This is a genomic window from Hymenobacter sp. AT01-02 (assembly GCF_000961955.2).
GTDB classification, from domain to species: domain Bacteria; phylum Bacteroidota; class Bacteroidia; order Cytophagales; family Hymenobacteraceae; genus Hymenobacter; species Hymenobacter mucosus.
In genome coordinates this window covers 32,327-44,935 of record NZ_JZIR02000076.1, presented here as the reverse complement: position 1 = coordinate 44,935, position 12,609 = coordinate 32,327, and the positions used below count along the sequence as shown (strand labels likewise).

The following is a 12,609-nucleotide window of genomic DNA, read 5'->3' as shown; positions in this document are numbered from 1 at the left end:
GGCTCCGCTATAATCTGCCTTGGCTGTTTAGTTGATAGCCTCTTGCTAGCATTAGTTCTGCGCTAGTAAACAACCACAACGGGTAAGGCTTTGCGTGCTAGGTAAGCTAGAGCCTACGCGTTATCGTTGCGAGCCGAAGGGTAGGGGAGATGACCGACCTGCCTACAATAAGGCTCTGGCCGCTTGTGCCTACCTTGCCGGCTCAAATCTGCGTAGAACCTGCCCATGAAAATACTATTGGTTGAAGACGAGCCTAAGGTTGCTTCCTTTCTACACCAAGGACTCACGGAACAGCAGCACGTCGTGGACCTCGCCCCGGACGGACTGCTGGGGTTGCGTCTAGCCTTAGCGGGTCAGTACGACTTAGTTATCCTCGATACGCTGCTACCCGGCCTCAGCGGCCTTGATGTGTGCCGCCAGGTGCGGGCTCACGATGCGGGCGTGCCCATTCTGATGCTGACGGCCCTGGGCGAAACCGACGACAAAATCCGGGGCCTCGACGCTGGCGCCGACGATTACCTCGTCAAGCCTTCGCTTTTCAGGAACTGTTGGCCCGCATTCGGGCGCTGGCCCGCCGCCGCCACGAAGCCCCCGCGGCCCAAGCCTTGCTGCGCCTCGCCGACCTTACCCTGGACCCCGCCAGCAAGCAGGTGCAGCGGGCGGGGCAGCCCATTCAGCTCACGGCCCGGGAGTTTGCCCTTCTAGAGTATCTGTTGCGCCACCAGGGGCGCGTCATCTCGCGGGTAGATATTCTGGAGCACGTGTGGGAAACCAGCTTCGATACCGGCTCTAATGTTATCGACGTGTATATTAACTTCTTGCGTAAGAAAATAGATAAAGACTTCACGCCCAAGCTGATTCATACTCTGGTAGGCATGGGCTACGTGATGAAGGAAGAATAGCAAGCCAGCCGCGCCCAAAGCCTGCTGTTTCCTACCTCGCACTTACTACCGCTCTATGTCCATCCGAATTCGCTTGGCACTGCAATTTGCGGCCATCTTGGGGTTCACGCTGCTGCTGTTTTCCTTGGTGATTTACTTTTTCACCTACCACTCCCGGCGAGAGTACTTTACGGAAAGCCTCTTTGCGCGCGCCCGCATTGTGGCCCACGTGTACCTAGATGGCACCGACCGGGGCGACGAGGCCAGCCAGGCTTCCTACCGCCGCTACCTGCGCCAGTTTTACCGCACCCTGCCCGAGGAAGAAGTGCGCGTGTTCGACGCCCAAAACAGGGTAGTGTTTCGGGAGGGCCGAGTAGGGCAGAAGTCTGATCTTCAAAGCTTTTTGCAGGATGTGCGCAAGGATGGGCGCGAAGTAGTGCTGGAATCGGACTACCGCCAGACGGTAGGCTTGCTTTACCGCGACGCTCACCGGGGCGACTTCGTAGTGGTAGCTTCTTCGGTAGATGCCGACAGCCGCCAGAAGCTCAACGAACTGCGTACCGTGCTCACCACGGGCCTGCTAGCTTCCTTTCTGATTGCGGGGGTAGGGGGGCTGTTCTTTGCCGGGCTGGCCTTGCGGCCCATGCAGCGCATTGTGCGCGAGGTAGACAGCATCTCCGCTTCCGACCTGCACCGTCGGCTTTCCCAAGGAGATGACCAGGATGAAGTGTCTCTGCTTACCCAACGCTTCAATAGCTTGCTCGACCGGCTGGAAACGGCTTTCGCCGGCCAGCGGACCTTTGTACGCGACGCCTCCCACGAGTTGCGTACCCCCCTCACCGTGCTCATTGGCCAGCTGGAAGTAGCCTTGCTGCAACAAGAGCGGAGCCCGGAAGAATACCGCAGCGTGCTGCAAAGTACCCTTGATGCGGCTCGCCTGCTCAAAGACCTCACCAACGGTCTGCTCCAGATTGCCCGCGCTTCCGACGACCCTTCCAGGTGCCCCTTACCCTGGTGCGCCTAGATGAACTGATCCTTCAGGCCCACGAGGAAGTGCTGCGCCGCCACCCTACCTCCCGCGTCGATTTGGACTTCCGAGAACCAACTGGCCCGCCCCGGGCGGTAACGTACGGCGTGCGAGGCAACGAGGCCCTGCTGCTCTCCGCCTTCCTCAATGTGCTGGAAAACGCCTGTAAATTTTCGGAGGGCCGCTCTGCCCCAATTGTAGCCCTGCTTACTGCCCCCGCCGGGCGGGTGTGCCTGCAAGTGCGCGACCAGGGAGTTGGCATGAGTGAGGCCGACCGCCAGCAGGTTTTCGTGCCCTTTTTCCGCTCCGATGCGGTACGTAACGTTCCCGGTCACGGCATTGGCTTGCCACTTACTGCCAAGATAATGACCCTGCACGGAGGAGATGTACAAGTAGAAAGTGAATTAGGGAAAAGTACTACTGTTACGCTAATACTTCCGGCTGCATAATGTTGATTTACAAGTGATAAAGGGAAAGCAGTTATTTTTAATTTACTTTTAATTCTCTTTTAACTCAGTATTAACGACGGGGAAATAGACTTGCAGTAAGTCTAGGATGAACTCCTAGGTTTACTCCGCCCTCTCACTCCCCTCCTCATGATTAAGACTGCATCGGTTCCGACTGTTCCGTCTGCTGGCCCGGTGGTTTCCGCCTCGTCTGGTGGCTACCGGCACATGTTAGGACACGGTATTCCGTCCGGACTAGGGTTGTCTCTGATGGTGCTGCCGCTGTGTCTAGGCATTTCTCTGGAATTGGGCGCACCGCTGCCGGTTTTTATCAGTGAGCTTATAGTGGCGTGGGGGAGTGGTGCGCCGCTAAACCTAATCAGCTCTGCGTCTGGTCTTGCGGTCATTATGGGAGGTGCTATTCAGCAGTTGGGCACCTTCGAGGTAGTGCTGGCTGCTACGGTACTGGCTGGGGTATTGCAGTTGTTGTTAGGGGTAGCCCGCGCCGGTAGTGAAAGCGCCGCGGCACCTACGGCCGCACCCATCTACTTCAAGCTAGCTGAGCACGTCTTTTTCCCGAACAAAGTCAGCATCGGGAAAACTCTGAGCGAGGTGCCTGTCCACCCTCATACTATGATTGATGGCCCTGCCCCCTTCATCGACTATGATGCAGTAGAAACGATTGAAAATTTCCGCCTCTCTGCCCCGGAGCGCGGTATCAACTTGGAACTGCGCGCCATTCCGCAGTTACAAGTACTGGGGCACTAGCCGCCGATGAGTGACGGTGTGTACGCAGAGGCTATCTGCAAATAGCCTCTGCCTTGCCCGCTCTGTTTTGTCTCACAATCCACCCAACCACGCATAACAACACACATGAAAGGTATCGAGTCCATTCTAGAGAATAACCAGAAGTGGGTAGAAACTAAGCGGGCGGAAGACCCCGATTTCTTCAACCGTCTCGCTAATGGCCAGAAGCCTAAGTACCTGTTTATTGGGTGCTCTGACTCTCGGGTACCTGCTTCGGCTATTACCGGTACGGGCCCCGGCGAAATGTTCGTGCACCGCAACATCGCCAACCTAGTCATCAATACTGACTTTAACCTGCTCTCGGTGCTACAGTACGCTGTGGAAGTGCTCGGTGTAGAAGATATTATGGTAGTAGGTCACTACGGCTGTGGTGGGGTAGCTGCCGCAGCTGCCAACAAGCAGTACGGACTGATTGACGGGTGGCTGACGAACATCCGCGACGTAATTCGGATGCACGAAATGGAGTTCCTGCGCATCAAGGATGAGGAAGTGCGCCTGCGTCGTCTTGTAGAGCTGAACGTGATTGAGCAGGTACGTAACCTGAGCAAAACCAGCATCATTCAAAACGCCCGCAAGGGGAGCAAGCCCCCACGCCTACACGGGCTAGTGTACGATATCAAGGAAGGCCTTCTAAAAGACTTAGAGGTAGAAGACAACCTAATTACTGAGTTGGAGCACATCTACGGCACCGAGGCTATGAAGCACGCCGAGGAAGTACTGGAGGAGCAAGTAGGCCAGGAGCTATCCAAAGACCACGCTCCGTTGATGAACCCCCAAAACCAAGATCAGCAGAACAGCAAGAATCATAAAGAACAAAAGAATTCGCTGTCGAAGGCTAACTAGCCGCGCAGCTCAGCATCATCGGGCGTAGTCTGAGGGGAGTGCGCTTTCGATGTGTGGAACCACCGTGCCCATTGGGAACGGTGGTTTTTTTATGACCAGTAGTTAAGGAAAAATGGAGCAGTAGTGTAGCCGTGTGCCGTGCCTAGGCTTGTACTACTATGGCTGCCTGAACCTGCGGGCCTAGCTTCTGCGTATGCCTCAGCCTACTCACTTGCTGATTCTGCCCATGAAGGCCATTTATTTTGAAGAGTACGGCTCTGCTGAGGTGCTCCGCTATGGCGAGCAACCTACTCCCACGCCAAAAGCAAACCAAATTTTGGTGCGGGTGCGCGCTAGCAGCGTCAACCCCGTCGATTGGAAAATTCGTCAGGGCGACTTGAAGCTTATTACGGGGTACAAGTTTCCAAAGATTCCGGGGCGTGATGTTGCCGGGGAGGTAGCCGCAGTAGGCGATAATGTGACCCGCTTCCGCGTTGGTGACCGGGTGTACGGCATGCCCAATGATGGGGCTGGCAACGCCAATGCCGAGTACGCCTTGCTGGCAGAGTCCGTTGCGGCATTCATTCCGGAGCGGCTGAGTTTTGAGGAAGCAGGCGCCGTACCGCTGGGCGCCCTTACTGCCCTACAAGGCCTGCACGACTACGGCCAAATCCTGTCTGGCGACCGAGTGCTCATCAATGGGGCTTCTGGTGGCGTGGGCACGTTTGCCGTACAAATAGCTAAGGCTTTAGGGGCCGGTGAAGTAACGGGCGTGTGCGGACCCGCCAACGTGGAGTTGGTGCGTAGCCTAGGTGCCGACCGCGTTCTGAACCACCACGAGCACGACTTCACGCACGATGTGAGCCGCTACGACCTCATCTTTGATGCCGCTGGTAAAAGTAGCTTTACGGCCTGCCAAGAAGTACTACGTCGCAATGGCCGCTACGTGACCACTACTCCAGATCCGGCTGCCGTCGTGCTGGATAAGTTTGCCTCGGTCTTCTCGACTAAGTCCAGCTACGTGTTTATGGCTAAGGAGCGGGGCACCGATCTGGCCCTACTATCGGCGTGGCTACAAGCTGAAACCATTCGCCCTGTCATTGCCAAGACCTTCCCCTTATCGGCAACTGCCGATGCGCACCGCTTCAGCGAAGCGGGCGGGGTTGCCGGCAAAATAGTGCTTACTGTGTAGGAAGCCTGGGTAGCTCACGAGTAGATAAGTAGTCTCTGAGGGCATTATCTTCCCGTGGGCTACTTACTCGGCTGGCTTGGTAAAGGCAATTAGTATAGCGCCGCCGGCCATCATAGCTGCTCCCACCACTACCTGCCAGGTTATCTTTTCTTTCAGAAAGAAGGTCGCCAGCAGAATAGAGAACACCAGAGAAATTTTGTCGAATGACGAAGTACGGGAGGCTTGGCCCATTTTCAGGGCTTGGAAGGAAAACAAGGAAGAGAAACACGTGATAATACCCGCTGCAATCAGGAAGAGCCACGTGCGGCGGTCAATTTGCGTGACTTGCCCTAGGTGCCCCTGCCAGGCTACTACTCCCCAGGCTACTCCCACAATCAGGATGGACTGAATTGCAAAGGCTACGCTTGATTCGACATTCTTAATTCCCAGTTTGGAAAGAGTGACGACTACTGCTGCCGACAGCGCGGCCAGCAACGAAAAAACTACCCACATACTAACAGAAAATGCGTTGACTATCAGATACGCAAGTGCCGAAGGTTTAGCCGATATGTAATTTGGATTTTAACTGGTAGATTGAAAGTTATTTATATGAGTCTCATTTTGAGACACCGCTAGTCGTTCTGTTCGTTTGATAGCACCCCATGCATGAATGATGGGGCATTATAATAAATATATAATATTGAATTTTAGACCTTTATGAGTAGATAAAATGGCTGCTCCTAGCTGCTAACTACCAACAGAAAGGCGTTAATATAGTCATGTTCCTCTGGAGAAGCCTCAGGCTGATAGTTCTGATAAAGAACTAATTGGCAATATTGCTACCATATAATATTTGTGCTAGCCTGATATATAAACAATCTTATAACACGGTACAATGCAGGGTGAGAATAAATAATATTTCAGAGTGAACTAGCTGATAATAAATTTTTTGCGAAGCAACGGGAAAGGAATAGTTCTATTTAAGGCTCACAATCAAGGCACTAGCTTAAAAAATTTGGATAGCTGAACAGTAAAAAGAGAAGTAGTATATAACTATGGGAACTATATGTTGTATTATTAATTGTAGTTAATTAAAAAAACCGCAATATATTGCCGTAAAATCCAATGTTTTAGTTGCAACCGGTATGCACGGTTTAAGAAAAATAGAGCAGCTTTTTTCGTACGACGCGCTAGTACAGCTAGCAAATGAAGTGCGTAAGCAGGATGCTGGCTACCGCAGTGCTGGCAATCAGCCTATGCAGGACAATGTGCCGTTCGGACCACATATTCTACAATTGGGAGAGCAAGGCCACCCGCGCTTTTTCGGAGTGAATTCCGAAAATGAGCCTCAGCTTATCAGCTTGCCATTTACACAGCCCAGCCAATTTACTTCATTCGGCTATTCTATCTCAAGTGAAGCAGGTACGTTCCGGCTGCACCGTACTACGCTAGCCTTATGGGTCGCTAGCCTTTCCTTCAGCCAACTCAAGCAGCATTATCCCCGCATATTCGAGGCCAACAACGCATCAACCATGGTGCTCACGCCTCCTCACGAGTTTGGGGTTATTATTACTGCGGAAACTCCCTGGGGCCAACTATATACTGACCCAGAAGCCTACGCCGATGAGCTGAAGCAGGTGGCCGCCAAAACCGGTGTGGTTATAACGCACAACGAGCAGGAAGACTTATTTGGCCTGTACCACCGAGGAGCCCTGGTAGGGCAAGCCGCACGACTGGATACCGAGCAGTTCGTGCGCCTGCTCACCTACCACCTCAACACGCCTGTGGCCTACCAGCCCGTAAAGCAAAAGGTGCTCAACGAGCGATACGGCAGTGCGTTCCCCGCTGAACTCGATAACTTCGACAACTGGGACGGAGAGGTGCGAGAGCACCAGCAGTTTCCGTTGGCAAACCTCTACTACGTGCGGGTGCAGGCCGCTACCGAAAAAGCCGCGCTCAACATGGCCCGCGAGGAAATAGCTCTGCAACGCACCCTAAACCCCATTCGGGTGGCGGCGCGCGGGTTGCCCTTCGAGATTGAGAGCGTTGTCATGCTCGACCGCCTTTCTAACTCGGGCTTTTACGAGGTCCGCTACCATTTCGTCACCGCCGATCAACCCCAACTGGCGTCGGCTTCCTAGCCTGCGCCATCTGCCCTGCACACACCTGCTCCGAAATTCGACTTTTTCTCCTGTTATCTTTGTTGATTCCCTGCTGACTTAGTTGCAGCATCTTTACTCATCAGCGAGAATCAACGATTTGAAAGTCTGTATTGCCGAAAAGCCCAGCGTAGCCCGCGAAATTGCCCAGGTACTGGGTGCCAACCGCAAAATGGATGGCTATTTCGAAGGCAACGGCTACCAGGTAACCTGGACGTTTGGACACTTCTGCCAACTCCGGGAACCCGAGGACTACCGCCCCGAGTGGAAGCGCTGGAGCATTCACGACCTACCCATGCTGCCGGAGAATTTCGGCATTAAATTGATGCGCCGCGACGATGGCGTGGTGCGTCAGTTTACGGTAATTAAAAACCTGCTGGCTGCCGCCGAGGAAGTCATTAACTGCGGCGACGCGGGGCAGGAGGGAGAGGTTATTCAGCGCTGGGTGCTGCTGGAAGCCAAGTACCGCAAGCCCATTAAGCGCCTCTGGATTTCCTCCCTCACGGAAGAAGCTATTCGCCAGGGCTTTGCCAACCTGCGCGACGGAGCCGAATTTGAGAAGCTCTACCAAGCTGGCAAAAGCCGCGCCGTGGGCGACTGGCTGCTGGGCCTAAACGCCACCCGGCTGTTTACGCTGAAGTACGCTCCCGGTCAACGCCAAGTGCTCAGCATTGGACGCGTGCAAACTCCCACACTAGCACTGCTGGTAGACCGCTACCACGAAATTCAGAACTTTAAACCCGAGCCTACTGGGTGCTGCGCACGGAGTATCGGGGCACCATGTTCAGCCACGTAGCTCCGCCCAAGAAAGGCAAGGCAGAAGATGATGAGCCCGACGAGAAAGCTCGCCTGAAAGCGCGTGGCTACTTCGTAACTCAAGAGGAAGCCGATGCGGCCATGGCCGCCGTAAAGGACGTGCCCCTGACGGTGACCAGCGTTGAAATTAAAAAGGGGTTGGAAACGCCGCCGGCCCTGTTCGACCTGACTTCCTTGCAGGTGCAGTGTAACAACCAATTGGGCTTATCGGCGGAAGACACGCTCAAGACGGTCCAAAGCCTGTATGAGAAGAAGGTGGTAAGCTACCCTCGCGTAGACACTACCTTCCTGCCCGACGACCAGTACCCCAAAATTCCGGGTATTCTGCGCGGGCTGGGGGCCTACCATAGCCTTACTGCTCCGCTGCTGGCGGGTAAGATCAAGAAATCAGGAAAGGTATTCAACAACAACAAAGTCACCGACCACCACGCTATCATTCCCACTGGGGCTAGTGCTAGCGGCTTGGGCGGCACCGAGCATAGCGTGTACGATATCATCGTACGGCGCTTTCTGGCGGCCTTCTATCCCGATTGTGAAGTGTCTAACACAACCGTAACCGCGGAAGCGGCGGGCCGCACCTTCCGGGTACGGGGTCGTCAGATTCTTAATCCGGGGTGGCGGATAGTGTACGGCGACCCTGAAAAGCAGCAGGCACCCTCGGCTCCGAAAGCGGCGGGCGAAGGCGAAGACGATGTGGTAAACACCGTGCTGCCCTCGTTCGAGAAGGGCGAAAGCGGCCCGCACAAGCCTCGGCTCGACTCTAAAATGACCCAGCCTCCGCGCGAGTACTCAGAGGCCATGCTACTACGCGGGATGGAAACCGCGGGCCGTAACGTAGACGACGAAGAACTGCGCCAAGCCATGAAGGAGAATGGTATTGGGCGACCATCTACGCGGGCCGCTATCATCGAAACACTGTTCAAGCGGGGCTATATCCGCCGCGACAAAAAGAAGATAGTACCCACGTCTACCGGCGTTGAACTCATCGGCCTGATCCGCAACCCCACGCTGAAGTCAGCGGAACTGACGGGGCAGTGGGAAAAGAAGTTGCGCCAGATTGAAAGCGGCCAGCTAGACCAGGAGCAGTTTCTGGGCGAGCTAAAGCAGTTGGTACGCGAAATGGTGCACGAGGTAAAGCAAGATGGCTCAGGCCGCGCCGTAACCGTAACTTCTGCCGAAGCTGCTACCCCCGCTAAAGGTGCAAACCCTCGCCCAATGCCCGCTGCTGCGGCTACCCCGGCTGTGCCTGGTGCGCTAGGCCCGTGCCCGGCCTGCGGCAGCGGTCATGTGCTACGCGGCAAAACCGCCTTTGGCTGCTCGCGTTGGCGCGAAGGCTGCCAGTTGCGCCTCCCTACCTCTTATGAAGGCAAGAAGCTTACGGATAAGCAGGTAGGAGACTTGCTCAAGAAGGGCCGTACCCAGGTGATGCAAGGGTTTCTGGATGATGCGGGCAACAAGTATAGTGCGGCCATCAAGCTCACGCCTCAGCATACGCTGGAGCTAGTGCGCGCCGCCGAAAGCAAGCCCACCACCGCCACCGACCCCGGCCAGATTCCGTGCCCCGTGTGCCGCCTGGGCCAGATGCTGAAAGGCAAAAGTGCCTGGGGCTGTTCCCGCTTCCGCGAGGACTGCCAGTTCCGTGTTCCGTTTGAGTGGGGCGGCAAGACCCTCACTGACGCACAAATGAACCAGCTCCTACGCAAAGGCAAAACCGGCGTCATCCGGGGCTTCATCTCCTCCAAAACCGGCAACCGCTACGAAGCGGCCCTGCAGGTAGGCGCGGAGGGTAGGATAGAGCCAGTGTTTGATAATAAGGGGTAAAGAGTATGCCGCCGACTTCTGAGCAATTGCTTTTGTTACTGAAGCAGCAGGATACTTCCAAAAGTTGGGAGTATCCTGCTGGTTTTCAGTATAGTCAAGAAATAGCTCGTTTTCAAAAGTTTGTAGAGGCTTTAGAGAAGGCTACTAATTTGATTTTTGCTGTCGAGACAGGACAACAGATTCAAGATGCCTCTTTCCACAGCCAGATTCGGTCGCCTTCCTACGACCAACTGAGTGTAGTGCGATTCAGCAATTTTGGGTCTATGGCCGCGGTTGCTGAAGAAGATGTTACTGCGCCAGAATTGCTAGAAATACTATTGGAGCTACTGCCGCTGCACGGATATGTCCATATCCCTAAAATCGTTTATTCTTTGCCGTATACCGGAACGCAAGTTGGAATAGACCCCATTATAACTTGGTGGGACAGGTTTTTTGAATGGCTGTAATCGTCTACAAACAGTAACTCCTTATGAACCTCAACTCGGTAAAACTATCGTTATCCTCGGCCTTGTGCTGGTAGCCTTCGGGGCCTTCCTATGGCTGGGTGGCGGCTCGCTGCTGGGGTGGTTTGGGCGGCTGCCGGGCGACATTCGGGTGGAGCGGCCGGGTTTCCGCTTGTATGCACCTATTGTATCCATGCTGCTGCTGAGTATAGTGGTCAGCCTAGTCCTGTGGCTGGTGCGGCGGCTAGGGTAATGCCGACCCTGAACAGAGCAAGATAGTACGGGCCGGTGCGAATGTGAAGTATGGTGTAAATGCAATTTTGATAGGAAGTTATACAAGTACCCGTAGTGGTGTATTTGTAGTGGAGAGCCTCTGGAATAGCGCGAAGTGAGCGGTCAAAAAGCCCGTTTTTGAGCACTGGCAACGTTCCCGATAACGATTGCGGAAATAATCAGCTAGCTGATGGGTAGGAAACGGTGGGGTTTCCTCTAACATTAGTGAGGGCTTACTCTGCTAGGCCTGGCTGCTCTTTCTTCGACTAATCAAAATTCCCCACCATGAGAAACAGTTTACTACTAGGTACCCTGGTGCTTGGTACTGCGGTGTCTGCGGTAGCGCAGCAAACCCGCCAGCTACAGGGACGAGTACTCGACGGAGCCTCGGGCGAAACATTGCCGGGCGTGACGGTGGTAGTGAAAAACACTACTACTGGTGCTACCACCGATGGCGATGGACGATTTAGTTTGGCCGTGCCTGCTACCGGCGACGTGGTCCTAACCTTCAGCTACATTGGCTACGTGCCGCAAACGGTGAATGTGGGCTCGCAAACGCAGCTGAAAATCGCCCTGAAGTCTGACGAAAAGGCGTTGGACGAGGTAGTAGTAATCGGCTACGGCCAAGTAAAGAAGAGCGACGTAACCGGGGCCATTGTTTCGGTGAAGGAAGAAGACCTCAAGAAGGTACCGTCGGCCAACGTGATGGAAACCCTGCAAGGCCGCTTGCCCGGCGTGGATATCACCCGGACCAGTGGATCGGCGGGCTCGGGCGTGAACATTGCCGTGCGCGGCAACCGCTCCATCACGGCGCAAAACGGGCCGTTGTTTATTGTGGATGGGGTGCAATACAATTCCATTCAGGACATCAACCCCAATGATATCCAGAGCATGGAAGTGCTCAAGGACGCAGCTTCCACCGCCATCTACGGTTCTCGGGGTGCCAACGGGGTTATCATCGTGACTACGAAAAAGGGGGCGGCCGGTCAGCCACGCGTAACCGTGAACTCCTACTACGGCGTGACGGATGCCGTGTACTACCCCCGGGTGAGCGACGCGGCGGCCTACGTGGCGCAGAAGCGCGAAGCCAACCGCACCACGGGTACCTGGAGCAGCCCCGCCGACGACGCTAAGATTTTTACCCCCCTGGAAATCCAGAACATCGCCAATGGTGTGAGCACCAACTGGATGGATATGCTGCTGCGCCAGGGCGTGCAGCAGGAGCACCAGATTGGCCTCTCCGGCGGCTCCGATAAAACCAAGTTCTATACCTCCTTCGACTACTTCAATGAGAAGGGCTTGTTTCGGATGGACGACCTGAACCGGTATTCCATTCGCTTTAATCTCGATCAGGAAATCAACGCCAAGGTGCGGGTAGGCCTGCAAAGCCAACTGACCTACTTTAACCAAAACCGCCGCCGCGACCCTACCAACCAGGCCAACAAGATTAACCCCTTGCTGACGCCCTATGATGAGAAAGGCAACCTGGAGGTTTTTCCTAACGCCGGCAATTTCATTAACCCCCTCATTGATGAGCAGCCCGGCAACTACCAGAACAACGTGCGCACGACGCGCACGTTCACCACGGCCTACGCCAGCTACCAGATTCTGCCTAGCCTGAACCTGCGTTCCAACTTGGGCCTGACGCTTTCCAACAACCGCACCGGCATTTACCAGGGTGCCAATACGCTGGACCGCAACGGGTCGGTGGCCCAGTCCTCCTACGGTACCGACTTCCTGACCAACTGGAGCTGGGAGAACATCCTGAACTACAGCAAAACGTTCGGCAACCATAGCCTTACTGCCACGGGCGTAACGTCTCTGCTTACGTTCAACACCGAAAACTCAACCGCGCAGGGCCGCAATCAGCTCCTGGACTACCAAGGGTACTACGCCCTAGCCAACGCCAATCAGCAAGTAGGCATCAACAGTGGTACGTAGAC

The 12,609-nt window shown here is 54.9% G+C and carries 12 protein-coding genes and 1 pseudogene; 12 read left to right on the top strand and 1 reads right to left on the bottom strand.

Translation table 11 applies throughout. The annotated features are described in order from the left end of the window. The first annotated feature begins 225 nt into the window (after positions 1-225). The 6 genes and pseudogenes from VI25_RS18895 to VI25_RS18870 all read left to right on the top strand — a co-directional run bounded on the left by VI25_RS18895 (position 226) and on the right by VI25_RS18870 (position 5,175). Positions 226-902: pseudogene (locus tag VI25_RS18895) on the top strand (response regulator). 55 nt (positions 903-957) lie between these two features. Further along, the gene (locus VI25_RS18890; RefSeq protein WP_045689157.1) at positions 958-1,905 is read left to right on the top strand and encodes a histidine kinase dimerization/phospho-acceptor domain-containing protein; all 948 of its coding nucleotides are present in this window, start codon (positions 958-960) and stop codon (positions 1,903-1,905) included. Then, complete coding sequence (locus VI25_RS18885) at positions 1,881-2,357, top strand: sensor histidine kinase (protein WP_045689156.1); 477 nt, start codon at positions 1,881-1,883, stop codon at positions 2,355-2,357. Before VI25_RS18890 ends, VI25_RS18885 begins: the two co-directional genes overlap by 25 nt. A 147-nt stretch (positions 2,358-2,504) precedes the next feature. Next, positions 2,505-3,122 (top strand): hypothetical protein, encoded by a 618-nt coding sequence (locus VI25_RS24855; protein ID WP_143437246.1) that lies wholly within the window; start codon positions 2,505-2,507, stop codon positions 3,120-3,122. 105 nt (positions 3,123-3,227) lie between these two features. Continuing rightward, entirely contained in the window at positions 3,228-4,004 is a 777-nt protein-coding gene (locus VI25_RS18875; protein ID WP_316934370.1) for a carbonic anhydrase, read from the top strand. A gap of 193 nt (positions 4,005-4,197) precedes the next feature. Then, a complete protein-coding gene (locus tag VI25_RS18870; RefSeq protein ID WP_236705134.1) occupies positions 4,198-5,175 on the top strand; it encodes an NAD(P)-dependent alcohol dehydrogenase in 978 nt (325 codons plus the stop codon). A gap of 63 nt (positions 5,176-5,238) precedes the next feature. Here the strand turns inward: VI25_RS18870 and VI25_RS18865 are convergent, their stop codons facing one another. Beyond that, positions 5,239-5,667, bottom strand: a complete 429-nt coding sequence (locus tag VI25_RS18865) for an EamA family transporter (RefSeq protein WP_045689153.1) — start codon at positions 5,665-5,667, stop codon at positions 5,239-5,241. Between the two features lie 632 nt (positions 5,668-6,299). Here VI25_RS18865 and VI25_RS18860 point away from each other — a divergent pair. From VI25_RS18860 to VI25_RS24265, 6 genes are all read left to right on the top strand, one after another. Then, positions 6,300-7,295: a hypothetical protein gene (locus VI25_RS18860; RefSeq protein ID WP_045689152.1), complete on the top strand. Its 996-nt coding sequence runs from the start codon at positions 6,300-6,302 to the stop codon at positions 7,293-7,295. Between the two features lie 118 nt (positions 7,296-7,413). Further along, positions 7,414-8,109 carry a DNA topoisomerase gene (locus VI25_RS29025; RefSeq protein ID WP_072144863.1) on the top strand — a complete coding sequence of 232 codons (696 nt, stop codon included), beginning with the start codon at positions 7,414-7,416 and terminating at the stop codon, positions 8,107-8,109. Continuing rightward, positions 8,094-9,950 carry a type IA DNA topoisomerase gene (locus tag VI25_RS18855; RefSeq protein ID WP_072144862.1) on the top strand — a complete coding sequence of 619 codons (1,857 nt, stop codon included), beginning with the start codon at positions 8,094-8,096 and terminating at the stop codon, positions 9,948-9,950. Before VI25_RS29025 ends, VI25_RS18855 begins: the two co-directional genes overlap by 16 nt. Before the next feature lie 5 nt (positions 9,951-9,955). Then, positions 9,956-10,396 carry a hypothetical protein gene (locus VI25_RS18850; RefSeq protein WP_055562736.1) on the top strand — a complete coding sequence of 147 codons (441 nt, stop codon included), beginning with the start codon at positions 9,956-9,958 and terminating at the stop codon, positions 10,394-10,396. Beyond that, entirely contained in the window at positions 10,383-10,646 is a 264-nt protein-coding gene (locus tag VI25_RS18845) for a DUF2905 domain-containing protein (protein ID WP_045689149.1), read from the top strand. The genes VI25_RS18850 and VI25_RS18845 overlap by 14 nt, the downstream gene beginning before the upstream one ends. A gap of 305 nt (positions 10,647-10,951) precedes the next feature. Further along, positions 10,952-12,607: a SusC/RagA family TonB-linked outer membrane protein gene (locus VI25_RS24265; RefSeq protein WP_052695319.1), complete on the top strand. Its 1,656-nt coding sequence runs from the start codon at positions 10,952-10,954 to the stop codon at positions 12,605-12,607. The last annotated feature ends 2 nt before the right edge of the window (positions 12,608-12,609 follow it).

Bases quoted from the DNA above. Each gene is read 5' to 3' on its own strand.
- VI25_RS18890 (WP_045689157.1), top strand. From the start codon at position 958: ATGTCCATCCGAATTCGCTTGGCACTGCAATTTGCGGCCATCTTGGGG.
- VI25_RS24855 (WP_143437246.1), top strand. From the start codon at position 2,505: ATGATTAAGACTGCATCGGTTCCGACTGTTCCGTCTGCTGGCCCGGTG.
- VI25_RS18875 (WP_316934370.1), top strand. From the start codon at position 3,228: ATGAAAGGTATCGAGTCCATTCTAGAGAATAACCAGAAGTGGGTAGAA.
- VI25_RS18870 (WP_236705134.1), top strand. From the start codon at position 4,198: ATGCCTCAGCCTACTCACTTGCTGATTCTGCCCATGAAGGCCATTTAT.
- VI25_RS18865 (WP_045689153.1), bottom strand. From the start codon at position 5,667: ATGTGGGTAGTTTTTTCGTTGCTGGCCGCGCTGTCGGCAGCAGTAGTC.
- VI25_RS18860 (WP_045689152.1), top strand. From the start codon at position 6,300: ATGCACGGTTTAAGAAAAATAGAGCAGCTTTTTTCGTACGACGCGCTA.
- VI25_RS18855 (WP_072144862.1), top strand. From the start codon at position 8,094: ATGTTCAGCCACGTAGCTCCGCCCAAGAAAGGCAAGGCAGAAGATGAT.
- VI25_RS18850 (WP_055562736.1), top strand. From the start codon at position 9,956: ATGCCGCCGACTTCTGAGCAATTGCTTTTGTTACTGAAGCAGCAGGAT.
- VI25_RS24265 (WP_052695319.1), top strand. From the start codon at position 10,952: ATGAGAAACAGTTTACTACTAGGTACCCTGGTGCTTGGTACTGCGGTG.